Source organism: Nocardia sp. NPDC046473, assembly GCF_040645995.1.
GTDB lineage: Bacteria > Actinomycetota > Actinomycetes > Mycobacteriales > Mycobacteriaceae > Nocardia.
This window is the reverse complement of sequence record NZ_JBEYZJ010000004.1, coordinates 350648-370987: the sequence shown is the minus strand read 5'-3', so window position 1 is coordinate 370987 and position 20340 is coordinate 350648. Positions and strand designations below refer to the sequence as shown.

Below are 20340 nucleotides of genomic sequence, written 5' to 3'. Positions count from 1 at the left end.
GCGCCATGGCTGCTGCCGGGGCGCCCGTGGAGGTCGTCGTGGCCTGCGGAAACCACCGCCGCGTGGATCGCTCCAGAACTTGAACTTGCGGCATAGGCCTCTGCCGTGTCGACCAGTTCGCCGGTCAGCGCGCGGAGCGACGCATCCGGCGGTGCTGCCCGCCACGTCACGTAGTCGGCGGTGTCCGCGGGCCCGATACAGATGACCACTGCCCCGCGACCACGGTCGTCCTGAGTGAAGGACAACAGGTGTACCGGCGGCAGCGCACGCCCTTGGCGCGCTGTGGTGATCCCTGCCTCCAGGTCCGCGGCGACCAGCAGATCCGCGAACCTGGTGTAGTCGTCGACCATGGCCTCCCGATGACGCTGCTGCGGCACGGTCTCGCCGGCGGGCGCGTGACTCAGCCGGTCGAGTTCGAGTCGGAGATGGGCGCGGTTCAGCTCATCTCGCACCGCGGGCGGAATCCCTTCCCCGTTACGTAGACCGGGCAATTCGGTGAGCAGCTGCCGTTGTTGCGCCGCGGTCCGCGCCGCGAAGTCGAGGGTGTTCCACCACTGGCCGCCGTGCTGCTGCCACCAGACCGTCGCCACGCGTGGATCTGGTCCGGTGCCCGCCAACCCCGGCGGCCGCTGCAGCGGAATCGGGAACAGCCCTTGGCTGAGGTGGTCACCAGGCTCCGGTTCCGAGACCGACAACGACGGCCGAATCCTGTTGTCGCGCAGTTGAACATCCCATTCGGCCAGGCCGCTTTCGTACCGGCTCAAACCCATCGAGACAAGTTCTGCCTGCGTGCGATCCGATTGCAGATTGGTGTTGCCGCGATCGTCACGCACTCGCATCAACAACGCACTACGCAACACTGCGACCCGGCCCGACTGACGCGCGAGCTCGTCACGTTGCCGCTGCAACTCCGTTCTGTCAGTACCCGCGTCGCGATAGGAGGCGCGGTCGAAGAAGTTCTCATCGACCAGCAGACCGGACCGGCGCAACGCCTGGTAATAGAACGCGGGAGGAGCAGGCTGGTCCCGGTTCGCGTCCAGGGCGGGAGTGTCGGCATCGAAGGCCGGCGGCGCGTCCCAGGGCACCTCGGTGCGGGCGGAACCGGCGAGTTCCTCGATCCGCGAACCGATCTCGTCATACGCCGGTGGATCCGACGAGAACCCGGATGGTTGACCGCGTGTGGTGGGAGGGCTGGAAACCGGTTGGGACCGGTCGTCCGACGGTGCTGCGGTCGAGTCGCCGAAGGCGAAGCGGGTGCCGGGGCCGTGCATCGTCAGGAGCACGAATTTGGTCAGCTGTTTGGCATGGAGGGTGAGGAAGCTGCTCGTACCGTAGGTGAGTCCGTCGATGAGCTTGGGCACCTTCGGGTTGGATTTCCACGGATTTTTCAGTACCAGGACGAAACCGCCGTCGTCGCCGGGGCGCACATCCAATACTGAATACACATGGGTTCCCACCAGACCTGGATATTCGGTGATGTTCTCCATACCCAGGCCGAACGTTCCGGTGCTCAGTAGGACTTTGTCGCCGCGGCTGCGAACGAACCGGACCAGATCGGCGAAGTGCCGCAGGGCCACGGAACTGGTCACGGTTTCCCGGGGATCGTTGATCCGGCCGAGATAATCCAATGCGGCGGTGATCTCGGTCTGCCACTGGGTTCGTTCCGCCGGTTGCAGGTGGTAATTGAGGAAATTCTGGAATCGTTCGACCGTGTCTTCTTTATTGATATTCCAGGTCGGCTCGAGCATGCCGAGTCGTTGCGCGAAGGCGAACACCGAATCGAGATCGGCAGCGGGGCCGATCTGCTCGGCGAGCAGGTCGTACAGCGAATCTATACCGAATCGCATCGGATGCAGGTAATGGAACAGGTCGATACCGCTTATCGGCTGGCGTACGGCTCCGGAATCGTCCATCTCGTACGGCGGTAGCAATTCCGTCATCGCGCTGCCCGGGACGCCCCCTTCGATCAATTGGGCTTTGCCGCCCCGCAGCACCATATAGCCCTTCTCGACGAGCGCAGGCCACAATGCCCGGCTCGCGTCATGGGCCGCATAGATCATCTGCCCGTGTTCGTCGGCGTAAAGTTCTCTGTTGATCCGCTTCCACCGCGGGGCGCCATGCTTGGTGAAATAACGCATAGCGAAGGTGTCGTCGGGATATTCGGAGATCATATCCCGGATCGACTGTGGGTCACTGGCGGGAATGACGATCAGCGGCGCTATCAGATAGCAGTCCCCGATTCGGCCTTGGGCCGCATCCTCCGGCACGGGTCCCGCATCGCCGAATACCGGGCCCTCGGCCCGCTGGATCGTGCGGCCGAGCTGCCGCAGCGTCTCCGCCGAGACCTGGGTCTTCCCATCCAGCAGCAACTCGCCGCCGCTCCCGACATCCAGGGAAATCGACGTGCCCGCCGGAATATGCGTCGTGGTGGTGTCCGGCGAGATCCGCCGCAGCCCAGCGAACTTCAGTTCGGCGTCCGGTGAGGACCAGGTGGTCGGTGTCGTCCAGTGATATACGCCGTTGCCGTCCGCACGGAATACGGTCAGCTCTCCCAGCAGGTTTCGGTCCACGACATGCGTCGGGGCCGCCGGATCGGCACCGATCCATACCGTGAGCAGCTCCGAATTCTGCGGATCGACGACGCCGTGCAACTCATCACCCGGCCGGACGCTCAGCAACCCACCGTGCTGGTCCACGATGGTCAACCGGTCCGCCGGTGCCTTGATCGTCGTGCCCGGCATCGGCTGTATCGGCGGCGGATGCACAGGCTCACCGAACGGCCGTATCGACACCGTCGTATCGGCATGGATGTCAGGCCGCAACAGCTCATAGGCCTTCTGCGCCAACGCCGCCCACAGTGCCTCGCCATCGGTATGTTCCGCGTGTATCGGCAACCCCGATGCGTCGTGCAGCAGGCGCCGATCAACCCCCACCCAGTGCGGCTTTGCATCGATGAAGAACCGCACCCCCACCGTTCCGTTGGCGTACTCGTGGAACATGTCCACTTCGCCCTGTGGATCCCGGGTGGCGAGCCTACCGAGGTTGCGCATCAGCACCCCGTAGTCCGCCCAAGTTCCCTCTCGCGCGTCCGACTCCCGCGGTACCGGCTGCGAATTCACTGTCGCGAACAGCGGACCCGCATGCGTGACCATTGCGGTGGCGGCCGCCGGTCCACCCAAACCCAGTGCGTGCACGGCATTCTCCGGAAGGACGACCCGCCAGCTCAGCGACTCGATCCGCAACGCACCGGCCGTCTCCGGCTGGGTCGGCAGCAATTCGCCGGCTCCCAGCTGCACCACTCGCTCGTCGTAGAACAGCAACTGGCCGGATCGCCGATCCCCCTTCGGTGTGCCATGCCATCCACCATTCGGATCCTTGCGCCAGTCGAGGTGGCGGAGCAGTTCTGTGTGCACGCGATACGACACCGCTGGGTCCGAACTCAACTGGATCCGCGCATTGCCCCGCACCTCGAGCCCGTCCCACAGAACGCGGTCCGCAGACCCGATCACTACCGCCTGCCCGTTCCGGGCGATCAGCACCGTATTTCCGGTATCCCCGATCGTGTCCGCCTGCAGCACCGGCAGATTCGGCGGCGCGGCCCAGGGATCCGTCCTGCGCCCGGCATCAGGATCGGCCGTGCTCACGGCCGTCACAGGTTCGTCTTCGAACAGCAGACGAAGGTGGTTCTCGGTGGATGCGAATTCCCCGTCTGCAAGGTACCCGGGCCCTGGGCCCGCGTCCTCGGGGAAGTCCGCTGGATCGTCGAGCGGGTTGGTGACGGGTGCGTGGGCGGCGGTGCCGTCGCCGTGGGCGGGGACTACGGTTCGGCGGGGCGTGGGAGTTGTTGTGTCGCTGCCGGATTGGCGCACGAGCCGGCGGATGAAGGTGCCGATGCGGTGGCGTGCGGAGGGTTCGGCCGACGAGGTGTGCTGGGACGGTTGCGATGTCGTCGCGTCGCCGGGTGCGTTCCGGCCGGTGAGACGGGATACGAAGTTGCGCAGACGTCGTGGCGCGCGTCTCCGTGCGGGTTGCTCGGGTGGGGTGTCGCCGGGGTGGACGGGTGTGCTGCCGTCGGTTCCCGGGGTGGTGTTGTTCCGGCGTCCGGGGGCGGATGCTGTTGTGCCGTCGCGGGGGTGGAGGCTGTCGCCGGTGTCAGTGCGGGGGCGGCGCGGTCGGGCGCGAGCTGCGGCCGGTTGCGCTGTTGGCTGCCGCGTTCCTGTTTGTGCTGGGTGATCGGCTCCGTAAAAGAGGCGCGTGCCGGGCCCGCTCATCCCGAGGATCCCGAACTTGGGGAGATGTTCGAGGTCGACCGCGAGGACGCCGCGGCGCAGGAGCGGACCGACGGTGTGCTCGTGACGGTAGTCGGGGCGGTATTCGATGCCGGGTGTCAAGATCGGGACAGATTCGTTCTCGTTGTGCGGGTTCTCGAGCAGAAGCCGCACGGGCTTGCCGGTTGTGTCGTCGTATTCGACTCCGATGACGGTGTACGCGTGCAGGCCCATCAGGCCGGGCACGGTGGAGTCGGAACGACCCCATTCGGGGTGCCTGAGCGGGTGAGTCGACAGAGTAACCAGCGTGTGGCGGTCCCTGGCCAAGGCGATGCGATGGGCGATGGACTCGCCGACGACCCGGTAGATCTCCGGCAATGACCTGCTCGCATCGCGTCCCGTGGCGACCCGCCGGTAGTAGTCGATGATGGCTTGTTTTTCGCGATGCCATTTCTGCGGGAATTCTTCGTTCAGATACTGATGGAGGGCGTCGAATTCGTCGACGGTGGACCTCGCTGAGTCCTGCTTGAATTCGGCCTCTTTATCTTGCTGCCAGCGGTAGAAGTACTCGTAGCTATCGGCGACGTCGACGGCGAATTCCGGATCGGGCTGCCAGTCCGCCGGAATATCGGCGCGCCCCTGCTCACGCAGTGTGCCGAGCACCGTGTCGTGGAGCGTATCAGCGTCGAGTTGCAACGGATGCAGGAAGTTGGTATCGCCGACCGCGCGGGTAGGTTGCTGAATTGCCTGCGCGCTCTTCTGGAAGAAGCCCTTATCGATGCGGTTGCCGACCAATGCGACGGCACCACCCTTTTTCGGGGATTTGGTGTACTCCTCCGCGAAGCTGTGGTACCCCGCCCCATTGGTGAGCCGGACAGCGTAGGCCTTCTCGATAATAGCGACCCACAGGGCAAGCCCAGGTTCGTGGAAGGCGAAGTGTGCCTTTTCCGTGCCAGGTGTGAGGTAGACGCTCTTCTCTACGCGCACCCATTCGGGTTTTCCGTCGATAGTGAAAAGGACACTGGCGGTGCCGTCCCCGTGGTCGTCGATGTACTGGTCGAGGATGCTCGGGTCGTCGATGACTCGAGCCCTGAGGTAAGAGAGCAGGATGCAGTCGCCTGCCTCGCCCTGACCGACGTCCTCGGGCTTGGCTCCGCCTGGTCCGAACAGGGGGTCGTGGTGCCGGGGGGCGAGTCTGAGCGAGTTGGCGAAGACCCGCGCGGATACCGTGACGGTGACCCGGTCCTCTGGGTGGCCCGGATGTGTGAGGATCCAGGCGGAGTCTCGGTCCACCCGTTCTGCGGCCACGAAGGTCCCCCGGCCCACGACGAACGTCGCCGGGCGACCCTGGTCATCGACGCCGAGGAATCGCGTCTCGCTGTCATCGACACGCATTCTCAGCTCGCCGTGGCGGTGCAGGCCAGTGGGCGGAACGTAGCTGCAGCCGGTGGCGTCGGCGAGGGCGACGGGTATTCGTTGCTTGTTCTCGCGGAACTGGTAGTAGGCGATGCCCTGCCGGTCGCGGACCACTCGCGCGCGCACGGTGAACGAGTTGTCGATGGGGCGCAGGGCGCTCTCGCGGAGTGTGTGTACCGTGCCGTCACGGTCGACGAGTTTGAGGGTCTTGGTGTCACGGTCTTGGTTGAAATGCATAGGGACGCCCGGTGGCGGGAGCAGTCGCTGCTTGTCCGCGGGTGAGAGTCGTTCCAGCCGTTCGTGGTCCTGCAGTCGCGGCGGTTCGTATCCTTGTCCGGGTGCCCACCCCTTCTTCGGGGGCATGTCGAGACGGGTGCGTGGTTTGTTGACCGCGTAACCGGCGGTGGATCCGAAGGCTTCCGCCAGATCGTGCCCGAAGTAGGTCTCGCGGCCCACCGGTTCGAACTCGAGTTGGGGCGCGGTGTGCGGGGCTGGTGCGGCGGAGCCGATGCGTTGCTGGTCGCGGGGTGCGGCGGTGGGGGTGTGGTGTTGCGCCGGGGGTGCGACCAAGTGGCCGCGCTCATCGAGGTAGATGACCGCAGTGCTGGATATGTCTCGTTGCCGCCGCGGGGGGTAGGGGTGTTCCTCGTCGAGCCCGGGATCCTGGACGGTGAGCCCGTCGGGACGTTCGTGGTCGTCGAGGGCTTTGTTGTTGTTGGTGATCAGGTAAGCGCGTGCGTCGAAGCGGTGGTCGTCGGCGGTGGTGTAGTTGTCGACGACGATGGCGTGGGTGGCGGGGCCGGGTCCGCGCAGGGTGGCGGCGATGGTGTCGTGGCCGGGCACGGTGTGCAGGTGTGCGTCGGGGATACCGTTTTCGAGTTGTTCGTGGGTGATGGTTACCGACCCGGCGGGCAGGTGGTCGATCCGGATGCCGGAATTGCCGGAGGCGGTGCGGGCCAGGTTGAGGACGCCGACGTTGCGCGCGATCTCGTAGCGGCCGGGCGCGGTGCGGCGGATGTGGCGGGTCTGCGGGTTGCCTTCCCCGGTTCGGGTCGGCGCCCCGGCGGGGTGTTCCAGCACGATGTCGGCATCGAACCGGTGGCTCGCGAGCATAAGTAGTTCCCGGTGGGTCAGGTCGGTGCTCAGGAGGGGATTGCGCTCGAAATCGCGCCTCAGATCCTTCAGATCGGCGATCGCGTGACGCAGCCGGACCTCGGACTGCTCCCGGAAATTCTGGTCGAAGGTTTCCCGGCGTTGGGTTTCCGCGGCCTGGTTTGCCGCGGCGAATTCGGGATCGGCGGCGGCGCGGATGTCGAACCGCTGCCGTTGCATTCGTTCGGTAGCCCATTGTGCTTGCGCGCGTTCGGAAAGCATCGTCTGTCGATAGTGGTCGAGGTGCTGTTCGAGTTCGGCGGCCAGCATCGTCCGCATCGACTGCGCGGACTCGGCGTCGAACATCCGGGCCAGGGTGGCGAACAGCGGATTCGCGACCTCGCCCATGGGCTGCCACGCCGTGGGGCCGGACCGCCGGGCGGTGGCCGGCGCCTGCTGCACAAGCTCGGTGTTCTGCGGGCTGGGTTGGGCGGCTATTGGCCGGATGCCCGCGTGATAGTGGCCGCCCCCGTAATCGACGCGCACCAGCACCGCGCTCGCGGTCACCGGATCACCGATCGGCGTGGGCCGCCGGTCGTCGAGGATCGCGATCGTCGTGTGCTGAGATTCCATGATCGCCCGCGGCAACAGCTCGGCCAGGTCGTTCTGGTACACCCCTGACTTGCGCAACTGCTGCAGTTCCTCCTCGAACCGCGCCGCCCGATCCTGCTCAGCGACGCCCGGCGGGTGGTACAGCGCGAAGAACTCCGCCCGGTTCGCCGCGATGTGATCGACGGCCTCGGCGCGGACCGTCAGGAGATCCTTCGCGCTGCCCGAGGCGATGACGAACGCCTCAAACAGGCTGTCGCCGGTCGGCTCGATCATGGCCGGCTCCAGTCCGGCCGCGCCCAGCGCCTGCAGCTGCGCCTGGTTCGGGGCCCAGTGCAGTGCACGCAATTCGGTGAACGCCTGCTCCGGATCGGCGGCCCGCAGGATCTGGGTCAACGCCGCGCCCGCCACTTGCGCTACCGGATCGTCGATCGCCGACAACACATCACCCAGGTTGACGACCCCGGCGCGGCCCAGCTGCCGTGCCATGTCCAGCGGGCCGGTGAACTCGCCGGTGAACAGCAGCCGCGCCGCCTCCCGACGCTGATCGTGGGTGAGTGCGGGCGCCACCGCGGCAGTCGCCGACGTGGGAGCAGCGGTCACCAGCACCGGCCTCGGAGCCCACCCCGGGATAATGAATATGCTCGGGCCGTCGAGCTGCGCCTCGCTCTCCTCGGTCAGCCAGTCCAGCGGTGTGAAGGCCGCCAGAATCGCCGGATTCATTGCGGCGGTGTGGTTTTCGTCGGCCAGCGATGCCAGCCCGAACACCTGGCGGGCGTAGCTCGCGATCGAGCCGTGCACGGGCTCCCCGCCGGGGTCGGGCTGCATCAGCACCGGACCACTGATACTGAGAGCAGCCCTGGCCAGCTGCGGCGGCCGCACCCCACGCAGCGTCGCCAGCCCATGCAGGCGCGCCATCGCGGCCGGGATCGCCTCGATACCGTTGATCTGCAGCGACTCCAACAAGCGCCGGTACTCCCGCTTCAACACGGTGTCTGCCGGCTCGCCCTCGGCCAGCTCGCTCACCATCTGCTCGAGCTCCGCGCGGTCGGCCTGGACCACGGCACGGTCGGCAGCCTGGTATTTACCGACGAAACGCCCCGGGATCGCCGTCATCAGATCCGCCAGATACCGGGAATTGAGCGGCGCCACAATGAAGTTGTTGTTCAGTATCCCCCTGCGGTATCGGCGCTCGACCAGGCGCCGCAACCGCTCCTCGAAGCCCAAGCCCTCGAACTCCTCCTGCTCGAGCTCCTCTCGGTCACGAACCAACGGGGCGAACACCGGAACGTCGTCCTCGTGCAGGAACATCGGCTCGAGGTCGGCCAGTCGCACCACACCGGGGGCCAGGTCCACGTCCGCGTACACCCCACCCCGCGACACCAGCACCGCATACCGGCCGATATCGGAGGCCAGATTGAAAGCCCCAGTCTGCAAGCTGAAGTCGTAAATGGCAGCCAATTCCCTGCTGCCCACCTCGGCGACCAGTTCGCGCAGATCAGCACGGACCACGAACTTGCCCGCGGCCACCGCCGCCCGGATTTCCGGGTCCTGCTCCAGCTGCGCGCGCACTTTGTCGTAGCCGTCCTGGGTCCAGAACGTGAAGGCCCACTTCGAATTCCCCGCCGATTTCACCCACGCCTTGACATTGGCCAATGCCGTCGCACTGAGTTCGCCACCGAACCAGGTGAAGTTCATCGCACGGGGTATCTCGTGCACCAGCGCCGCGTCGGCGGCACGCAGTTTCGGCAGTAGATCCGCGGCCAGCTGTTCGCTCACCCGGGCTAGACCGGCGCGCCCGGCACCCGCGATGAGTAACCGGGCCGCAAGCACGGCCCCGGAGCCGGTGAGCCGATCGAATTCGGCGGGCAGCTCACCTACCGTCACCGTCCGATCGCCGAGAGTCGCGGCGGTGCGGGTCAGGAACTGCCGATACCCGGCCCGGACCCCGTCGACCGTGAGCGCCCGGTCCTTCGCCTCGAGATCGTCGAGCACATCGAGCAGCAAGGCACGGTGCAACGGATTCACCGCGCCGGCATCGAAATCGGTCAGCAACCGATCGACGTGCGTCACGGTCGGCACCGTCGATTCGGGCAGGATTCCTTCCTGCCGCAGCAGATTCGCCAGTCGTGGGTCGTGGTTGTCGAGCACGCTCGGGTGGCCAGGTTCGTCAGTGCCGATGGGTCGGGCTGGTCGTGCGTGGTGACCGGTGGTTGTGGTGGTGGGGGTTTCGGAAGCAGGAGTTTCGGGGGCAGGGGTTTCGGGACCGTACAAGGCATGTGCGCCGGGGCCGCCCATGGCGATTTTGTTGAATTTCGGCAAGTGCTCGAGACGTACCTTGATGATGCCGCCGCGGCCGGGCACGAAGTCGTATTCGATACCCGGCTCAGGGGTGCGATAGTCACCGTTATCGTTGTGTGGATTTTCGAGTACGAGTTTGACCGGCTTGCCGGTGCTGTCGCGTTCGACCTCTAGGACCGCATACGCGTGGCCGCTGACCAAACCCCGCACCCGCCTTTGGAACTGGTACGTCCCCAGCGTGACCGTGGTGCCACGTCGCAGCGACCAGTCGATGCGTTCGGCGATCCACTCGGCGACGAATTGGTAGCGAGAGGGGACGATCCGCTCCTCGGCCCGCCCGGCGTACATCACTTGGAAGTAGCTCAGGAGGGTGTCCTTCTCTTTTTGCCACTGCCCAGGGAACTGCTCATCGAGATACTTACCGAAGCCTGCGGGTGAAAGGAGGTCCTCGGTGCGCTTGAATTGGTCCCACGCGGCCCTGGGGGCGTCGTCGGTGGCGGCGCGAGCGTCAGGATCGGCGTCGGGGTTGTCGGGATGGGCGGCGAATATCTCGTTCCACCTGGCGTCGCGCAGGTCTTGGATTTGTTGCCGGGGGTCGTTGAACTTGCCGGCGACTGCGTAACTGAAATCGGGGTCGCCGCCGATGAGTCTCTGGAGTGTGTCGACGTCGAGGTGGGCTGGGTGCAGGAAGGTGATGTCCTGAATGACTCGGGACGGCTGTGTCAGTATTCCGTTGTCGGGATGATAGAAGCCCACGTCCAGGAGACGGAAGATGTCCATCTCGTCTATTTCCGCGTCTTCGCTTCCGAGGTAGCCGTCAGCCTTGCCGAGCCGTTGTGCGACGGCTTTGACGATCATGGCCGGCCACAGCGGTTGTCCGGGTTTGTGACCTATGTAGTGCCCATCATTGGTTTCGGGCGTGACATGGATGTCCGTCGTGACGAGTACCCATTCGATGGTTTTGCCGACCCGGAGGCGAACGTAGACAGTGCCGTCTTCGTTGTCGCACAGCATTTCCTCGATCAGCCGCGGCTCATGGTGCGCCATCGCCTTGAGCGGAGCCAGCAAGGCGCAATTGCCGTATTCGGCTTGTCGCACGTCTTCGGGTTGTGCTCGCCCGGTCGGACCGTACAGTTTCGCGCCCGGCCGGCCGGCCAGTCTGGGTAGTTCGGGCAGCACACTGTAAGGGACGTTGGCGACGAGCCAGCCGGCCTTACCGGGAGTTTTGATCAACCGCGACGATCCTGAATGGCGCAGGAGGACTACATCGTCTTCGTACGCCGTTGTGAAGACTTCCTCCTGGCGGTTGAAGAGGCTGCGGCCGAGAATGCGGATTTCGCCGTCCACGTCCCAGGTCAGGGTGCCGTAGGAGTGGCCGACAGCGGGCTGGTAGTCGAAATCCTTCACCATTTTCTCGGGAATGTGGAGGTGTTGTCCGTCCGGCTGCACGATGTCATAGAAGGGACGACCGGATTTCGGGGTGATCAAGCTCGCGATTCGCTGTCCGACGGCCGGTAGCCGGACAACTTCGCCACGGTCGTCGACGAGGGTGAGAGCCTGCCTGCCATCGGGAAATGTGAAGTCAACGGCTTCGACCGGGAGCGGGATCGGCGGGAACAGGGCGGCCTTCTGCGCGGGGGTGAGTCCATTGAGGCGTTGGCGATGTTCGGCGCGTGTGGGTGGTCGGAGATTGGGGCGGTCGTATTGGGTGCGAGGGAAGCGTTCGGTGCCTGCTCGTTCGAATTGGCTGGTCTTTTCCTGAATGGTTTCGAGGAGGTGCTTGCCGGGGTAAGTGTCGTCACCTTCGGGCTCGAACGGGCGTATCGCGTTATCGGCGCGTTCGTTCGTTCGAGTGCGCGGGTAGCCGCCGCCGAGGCGTGTAGGCATCGAGTCGGCCTGCGCACCGATGCGGATGTTGCGTGGGAAACGGGGGAGTCCTCGGCCGTGCAGGCGTAGCGGGCTCAATTCACCGGTCGCGGTGTAGTGAATAGCAAAGAAACCGGCCGACTCGGGGGCGGACTGCCCGGGGGATCGGCGTATGCGTTTCGGAGCGTTGGGGTCGCGGGTGTCCATGTCGTGGACGACGATGACGCCGCGGTCGTTGACCATCCGGTAGGCGTGTGCGCCGATTCCGTTCGCGTTGACCTCAGTGTGCACGCTGACGACCAGGGCCTCCGACCCAGGGCCCAGCAGTTCCAGCTGTTTGGCGATGCTGTGCTCGTCGGTGTGTTTGCGGAATTTGCCGCCAGCGCGTTTTTCGGCTGTTCGCCGCGAGCTACCTGGCAGAGGTTGGCGCCAGCGGCTGAGCAGCATGTCGGTCCAGGACCGGTACTGCGACCGGATCGCGGTGCTGCCGGTATTGCGCTGGATGTCGGTCACCGCGCGGTGGAAGCAGTCGTAGAGACCTGGTGTGGCGTCACTCGGTCGATCGGTGCGAGTCGTATGCGCGGCGGTGCCGTCACCGTGCGCGGGCATCGTGGGAGTTGTTGTGCTGCTGGTTATGTGGTGCAGGATCCGCTGGAAGGCGGATGGGGCGAGACGGTGCGAGGTGTGCCCGGGTGCGGAGAGGTGCTGCGCCGCAGGTACCGGCGCCTGCCCCGAGTCGCTTTCGCCGCGGACACCGGAGACGAAGCCGCGCAGTCGTTGCAGCGTGCGGGAGCGGCGTGCGGGTTGCGCACGCGGGGGGCCGAGGGTTGGGAAATGGCGTTCGCCGTCGGCTCCGAAGTAGATGCTCCGGCCGTCGGTTGCGACTGTTGTTGTGAGGTCACGGGACTGGCGGCCATCGCCGACCGGCTGGATGTCGCCATCGGTTCCTGCGGTGCGGGCGGGCGTGCTGCCGTCGGTTCCCTGGGTGCGGGAGTCCCGGCGTCCGGTCGTGGATGCTGTTGTGCTGTCGGTGGTCTGGCGACGGTCGCCAACGTGCGGGGTGTCACTGATGTGGTCGTCGCGCGCCGCGGGTTCGGTGCCGGGTGCGTCGTAGACGAGGTCGGCGACGTCCTCGAAATGCCCGAGCTGCGGATTCATCTCGGCCACCATCTCGGATGGACGGCTCATCTCGAACGGACCCAAATGCGCATCCGCCTGCGATGTTTCGCTGTCCTGCTCGCGCGTACCGGAATCCGGTGTGCCCCCGGACCGGGAAACACCGCTCGATTCTTCCTCGATAGTCGGCAGTTCTGTCGGCCGCGATTGCCTCGGTTTCCAGTTCGGTCCGAACAGTTCGTACATAGCAGGCAGTGCGGAATGCAGCAGGGATCCGTCGGCCCAATCGTGGAAGCTCCTGAGGGGGAACCAGTTTTCCCTGAAACGATTGTCCCGCTCCTCCGGCTGTACGGAACTGCGCCGGCGCGGAATATCGATGGCGAAGGTCCGGATAAGCGGGGCCTGCGTGGAGGTTTCGGCCTCCCGAACGCGCTGCGGCGCATTGCCATGTTGCCGGTACGGCTCGGAGTCGACCTGTGTTTGCCCGATCTGCCGAGTCGGTTCCTCCTCGGGGATGCTGTACAGCGACCTGTCGTCGGTGTACATCGACTCGCGGTCGTAGGCGTCGTGGCTCGACTCGTCTCCGTAGTCGCGAACCGCGGCGTCGGTGCCGTGAGCTAACTCGTCGTCATCGATATGCATTGCGGACCGGATGATGCTCGCCAGACGGCGGCGAGCCCTCGGTCCGGTCGGTGAGGAGTGACCGGTACCGATCTGCTCGGGGTCGTACAGGGGCGGTCGCGCGGAGTGGTCCGAACCGGTGCGCCTGACCGATCCGTCGGAGCGGGATGGGGGCAGGTCGTCCGGAGGTTCGGCGGTCGTGCGGACAACCCGTCGGCGATCGAGCGGGTTGAACCGGTCGGACCGCCGCTCGGCGCGGCGCGCACGCGCCGCGGCGTCGATCTGTGCCTGTGCCCGCGGCGACGTCGAAAGTGGTCCCAGGTCCTCGGTTTCGGCGCTGTCGACAGATTCCTGTTCGGACCGCGACGGGGACCAGACGATGTCGGTGAACCGGTCGGTGCCCGTAGGGGAGGAGGGGCGGACGACGCCTGCCGGCGGGGCTCGGGGTGCGTCCCCGGTATCGCGTTGGTGTGCAGTCTCGTTGGGCGATATCTCGCCCAGCTGTTCGGCCTCTAGCATGCTTTGTCGCCATTGCTCAACCTGTGCGACGTTGTCGGAATCGTCGACAGCGCCCTGTTCCGCCGAGTTCTCCAGTGCGACAGCATGCGGGGAATCGGAGTGCGTGTCGACCTCGGTGATCTGTGTCAGCTGATGCGCGAGTTCCGGGGCGGGAACGAAAGTTTCGGCCCCGGCTGGAGGCGTACCGAGGTCCGGTGAATCCGTAGTACCAGGCGGATCGGCTCGAAGTACGGTGGAAGGCTCCGAATGCTGTGGTAGCGCCTCGGCATCCGGCTGATTGTCGAGTGCGCTGAACCCCTCCAGCGGGACGGCGTCTTCCAACGACGGCAAGTCGCGAACCGGCACTGCCGCAGCAGTTTTCGTGCTCGAACCGTCCACGCTGACCGGCCGCCGCGCATGCGGCAGTGTCACAACGGAGCCCATCCGACCCATTCCATAGGTGGGCCGGCGCGGCGGGCCGGGCAACACCGCAGGCGCGGGTAGCGCCGGCGGCCGCGGCGGGCCGATCTGCTCGCCAGGAGCGTGCGCCTCCAGCAGGTCGGTGGTGCTCCCGCGGACCGTGCCGGGAACCCAGAGCCTGCCGTTCGGACCGACGATTTCGGCGACTCCGACGCCGACGAAGAAGTGGCTGTCCCGTCCTTCGCCGGTGGCCGTCTCGGCGGTCGTACCTTGGCGGAGGAGATCGTCGTCCTGTCGGACCGTATCGCTGACCTGCTCCACAACGTCGAGGTAGCCGCCCACCGGCACATTGGACGGGTTGCCCTGGTTGGTGGAGTCCGCCGTGAAAGCGTTGGTGAGGCCGACAGTCGGGCGGAAGCCGAATCCGTGTCCGGCCGTGCTCTTTTCGCCCGTCTTCCTGGTTCTCTTCTGATGCACGGCGATATCTCGGCTGGTCGAGTCGATGCGCGGCGCATAAATAGTGAACTTCACGTAGGTACCGGTGACCGACTGGCCATCGGCGTGCTCCTGGGGGCGCGGCGCTTGCTCGCTCAGGCCTGAGATGCCGAGAAACGCCTGGGTGGCCGCGGGCCCGAGCTGGATGAGCCGATTCGAGGCGGCCAACTGCTTCAGCAGGTTGAACACGCCTACCGAGGAATAGGTTTGCTGACCGGTGCTGCGAGTGGGATCGGTGCGGCGCAGGGACGGGTCGACTTGCCGGAGCGCCTGGGCGATTTGGCGTGCGCCCGAGAAGTAGCTGAGTGAAATCTCGTTGGTCGGTAGCCAGGGCGCGGTGGTGACCAGGGCACGCAGCTCGGCCGGGATCTCCATCTCGACGGCGATGGTGCCCGGCGGGGCGGCCAGGCGGGGCACGGTGGGATCGGAACTGTAGATGCTGGGCGGGATGCGAGGTGTGATGGCACCGTTTCCGGTTTCCGAGCTATGGAACCAGAGCAGGGTGTCGAGCCCCACCGAGCCGCGCACGGTATTGGACGGCGGCGGGAGTTCGGCTTCGTTCACCTGGAGGATCCCGTTCCCTCGTTCGAAGAATGCCTGGATATCGGCGCCTATGGAGAGCATGGTCTTCTTCAGGTCCGCGGTCAGCAGACGCCGGCTGACCTCGACTTCTATCCGGTACGACACCGGGAACTGGGCAAGTAACCCGCTACTCTGCGTCCACGACGCGATACCGGTGTCGGCGGTTTGCTCGTTGCCCTGGATGGCTTGTTGCTCGCCGGTGAAGCTGAACGCGAGCTTCACCTCGTTGTTCATGCTGGGACTGAAGGCTGCCTGGTGGCTCTTGACTCGCTTCTTACCGATTGCGGTGGCACCCGTGATGGGCAGGGCGTTGCTGTCGGCGCCGGTGGAGCCGAGCATGGTGTCCAGGGCGGAAGGGTGGGTGACCTCTCGGCCGCGCACGGCGCCGAGGTCGACATCGGGATCGAGGTGAGCGCGGAGCGTGAACGTGACCAAGGACGGGGTGACCGAATGCGGCCAATCGCGGCTGATGAAGCCGAAGGTGATGCGACTGTCGGGCCCATCGTAGACGAAGGTGCGCAGGCCGAAAGTGGTGCCGAGCGCGTTCATCACAGACTCGAGGAAGGGGAGGTAATTGCTCGAAGCGATTCCGGTGGCGCCCGGCGCTAGTTGCGTGACGAGCTTCATCACGAGGTTTTGGAGGACATCGCGGCTGCTGGAGGTGTCGTCATCGGGCCTGATGGTGGCCTTGACGACGGCACCGTAACCGAGATGGCCACCGGTCTCCAGGAACCTGAGGGGTAGCGTCCGGTCGGGCGCAGGCGCGCGGGGGATTCGGTAGTCGCTGTTCGCGTGCACGATCGCGGTCAGTTCGGGGATGTCCTGCAAGTCGTGGTCGTCGAGGAAGAACTCCACCCCCTCGGGTACCGGGATGACGCGAGTAACGGTGCGGGGCCCACCGGGCAGCAAATTGACGAGGGGATTGCGCGTACCTGACTCGAACTCGAGCACCAACAACAGGTCGCCACCCCACTGATGCACGAGTTCGTTGGAGTTGCGGACCCTGCTGGAGTAAGTGCTGTCAGCGGCGGTGATGTGGTCTTCGGCGGTCCAGCCGTACTGATAGCTGCCGGCCAGCACGAGTCCGCCGTCGGCGGATTCGCCGGGCCGGCTGGCCGGGGTGATGCCGAAGCGGTTGCCGCGTTGGCGGCCTTGCGAGCGCTGGAATTTGCTTTCGCGCTTGGCCCAGTGTTCCAAGTTCTTCTTACGCCGCCCCATATACCTGGGATTGATCAGCACAGCCCGCAGCCTCCACTTGTAACTGGTTCCGGCCAGGACACCGTCGGAAAAGAGGCCCGCGCCCGTCAGACTGTCCTGCAAGATCGGCAGCGCATTGGCCAGCATCTGTTCCGGTGAGAAGGCGGCATGGGTGGCCTCGGCGACCTTCGACCACGGATCCGTTGCGGGCTCGCCGACGGCGTGCCGCCAAACCCACCGTCCGACACCGGTGCCCACATCGACGACCCACTCCGCCTTGCCGAGCAGAGCCTGCCCCACCGCCGGCCAGTCCACCGACCGAACAGGCTCGCTTTCGAGGTGATCGGCCGGAAACGCGCCGGGCATCGAAGGATTGGTCCGGGTGTCCAGGGCAATACCCTGCTGCTCCTGCTGCGTGTGGGTCTCGGCCTGCTCCGGCTGCGGCTCGTCTTCCTGCGGCTGTGCAGGCTGTGGCTGCTGCTCCTGGACGTCCTGCGGCACTGAGCTGCGAACCTGGATCTCCGCCTCCACCAACGGTTCCGGCGGCAGTTGCTCATCCATCGGATCGGCAGGGTAGGCACCCGGCAGCGGCTGGGCAAGCCCGTCGGCCTGCCGGAGACGGTCGCGGAGGTCGCTGAGGGCGGCAGCGGAGGCTGTCCGCACGTAGTTCAGGTAGTAGTTGCGCAGATCGCTGATGGCGCCGACGGCGGCTTTGCGGAGTTCCTTGCTGACGATGAAATGCTTCACCACGGCGCCGTCGGGAATTCTGAGGACCCCGTCTTGCAGGGTGCGGCCGCCGGACGGCAGCGCGAGCCGCCGAGTGTCCGATGCGGTTGGCTCGCGGATCGTGGCCGACGGGTGCGGCGCGGCGGTAGACGGTTCGGACAGCATGTCGTCGGTGGGGATGGCCACGCGGACGCTACCGTTCGTGGTGATCGTCTCGTCGGGGTGGCCTTGTTCGATGAACCGCACCTTGTGGACAGCGGACAGAGTGACGGATTCGAGCCCGGCCGAGCTGAGGGTGAACTTCTGCTCGCCGAAACCTGAGCCGGAACCCCAGACCCGCTCGTTCTTGCGGGAATGGTCATAGACTCCGGTGACGCCCACGATCGGCGTATTCACCGCGACATTGACGCCACCGTGATAATTCTCCCACGGCGACGCCGCCGAGAATTCTTCGCCACCCGATAGCGCGGAACTGGTCACGTTATACGTCTGGGCTTCGTCGTAGGTCAAGTCGCGAGAAACGCCGTCGTTCGGGTTATCCGAGAGATAACGCCGTTCGGTGACGAACTCGATCCCGAAGCGCCGGACCCCGGTCGAGGTCTTCAGCGTGAACCATTCGAGGACACCGCCTTCGATCGCCCCCGGCTGAGCCGACTTCAGGCCCGTCGGGCCGAACATAGCGTCGAACTTTCGACGATTCTCGAGCAGCTGTTTCACGGTGGCATTGTGGGAAAGCCAATCCAGCAGGCCCGCGGTGCGGTGCTCGGACGGGATGAAGCCGCGATCGGCCAAGCGCTCGCGCGCCTGCTTGATCAAATCCTCGTCCATCTGGACACCCAGCGGTGTCGTATTCATTCCGTACTGCCGCAAATGCAGAATATTCGATGGCAGGTACAAAGTCTTGGTGAGATCGGGAGCGTGACCGAGGTCGGCCAGCGACGGCACCAGCATCTGGACCGAATAATCGTTCCCGCCGTGCAACGGAGTTCCGACAGCGGGCCTGACCGGGGGACCGAACGGACGCACCAGCGTGACGTGGAAAGTAAACCTCGTCATCACATTGTGGAAGTTATTTCCCGCATGACGCAGTGAATGCTGCTTCTGCGCGTCGTTCTGGTAGCTCAGACCATGACTGAACTTACGAGATGCCCCGCCCCGGAATGTGATTCGGCCGCCCGAGGGTGGGTGGCCGGTGCCGTGGGCGATCACGTCGGGGCCCAATTCGAAGGTCAATGCCAGGGAGCCACCGATCATCTCGGTGATCTTCGAACTACCGTGCAGGCCGACCTGCCGTACCAAATAGGACTCGATTCGGCTCTGCTTCACGGTCGGGCCGGCGATCTCAGTACTACCGTTCGCCTCGACGGCGACATGCAGATACCCGATCGGTGCACCGGAGTTTTTATGCAGGATCGGTGAAGACAACCCGAAACCTGGATCCTGGGCGTCGGGGTCCGGGGTCGAATCGCCCCACATCTTGGGGAACTGGTCGCAGAGGTTTTCCTCCTCGAAGAATTTCAACAGCGCATCGCGGGAATCGTCGTCCATATCGTCGAAATAAGACTCGAACGAGGCGTACGTATCAGCGCGGAGCTGATCGATGTGCGGAACGCCTAGGATGCCGTGCAGCGGGAATTCGCGCTGCAGCCGTTCGATCGGCGCGGGAATCGTGGTGGCATCGCCCGGATCGATCGCGGGCAGTTCACCACTCCTGGTCATGTACAGCGGGAAATAGGCTTGCAACGGCGCGGCGTCGTGGACCGTCACCCAGCCGTCTGTCCGCACCCGGAACACGTCGTGCCACCCGTGACCGAGGCCGATCTGCCACACCCCGACCAGGTCGTAGAGCTCGGACGGCCCCAGACTGCGCAGCTTCGTAATTACCTGCAGCGTCGTATCGACGGTCATGTTGGTGGACAACTCGTGTAAATGTGCGGAGAGCTGCCCGGTCAGCCCCACCCGCCGGAGAAAGCCGAGCCGGACAGGCCAACCATGAGCGTAGGAATACGCGCCGGAGCGCAGGTTGGCGGTGCTGTGCTTGTTACCGTGTTCGGTGGCACCGGAGTCATATCGCTGATTGCCCACCGGAGGACCATCACCGACCGGCGCCATCTGATTCGGCGACCGGCGCAGGACGCGTGGTGAAAGACGTATGAACGCCGGATAAGGGTTGCCCTGGTGCGGCGCGCTCAACGGCACTCCCGACTCGCTCATCAGCTGGGTGAATTTCTTGACAGCTGTCTCCAGCGCGGGCAGGACGGCTGCCTCGAACTTCGGGTCCGAGCCTCGGTCCTCCGCGATCATTCTGACGACGTGGTCCCGCAGCATCTCCACCTGGTTATACGGAACCGGCAGATAGTGGATCAGGTCCTGGAGCCCCTCGCGCCGGGTACCGATATTCCGGAGCGCCGGACTCAGACCGCCAAGGAACGTGACCTCCCCGGCTTCCACCGTATCGCGCAGCACGCCGAAATAGGTTTCGCCCACCCTCGGCTCGAATACCGGCGCGTGCCGGGTCTCGCCGAACAGTCCGGACAGTACAAAGTCTTCCGGGCCGTCGAAGACCGAAGCCGTCCGCCCGGATTCATCGAAACGGCCACCGCCCATCACTTCGGTCAAATACTCCCCGAAATAAAGCTCGTCTCCCGGATCGGACACCGGCGCGGCGGACTTATCCGCGGGCAAATCAGGCTCAGTGAACAGGTGGCGCAGCGCATCGTCTTCCCAACCGTCGAGTGGGACGTCCGACCCGTGCAACAGGGTGACATCGTTGGCAGCGGCCTCCGCAGGCGGCGTGACGACGATCGACGGAATATTCGTCTCGGGTGACATGCCGTTGCTGTTGTCGTCGGGGCCGAGTGCGAAACGCGGTCCGGTGTCGGGGGCGAGCGGTGCGGCCTGCGCCGGGAGGTGGACGGTTGTCACGGTGAAGGTGCGGTCCTGGTTACCGATGTATTTACGGAGGAAAGCAGGGATGGCGGTGCCGGGGGCAGCTGGAAAGTCGTGCGGGGTATCGAGGTCGTGGTAATAGCGGTATCGGAGAGTGAACTGGTTGGGGCCGGTGACGGCGAGCTCCAGCCGACCGTTGACATCGGCGATAAAAATGCGGGTGCCCGGCAGGTAGGACGGAAAT

The 20340-nt window shown here is 65.3% G+C and carries 1 protein-coding gene (running past both ends of the window); it reads right to left on the bottom strand.

Every position in this 20340-nt window falls within one protein-coding gene, locus tag ABZ942_RS15940, for a C2 family cysteine protease, read on the bottom strand. The gene is 62007 nt long; 11485 of those nucleotides lie to the left of the window and 30182 to its right, leaving coding positions 30183-50522 in view — codons 10061 (partial) to 16841 (partial); reading right to left, the first codon wholly in view occupies positions 20337 to 20339. Both codon boundaries (start and stop) fall beyond the window edges.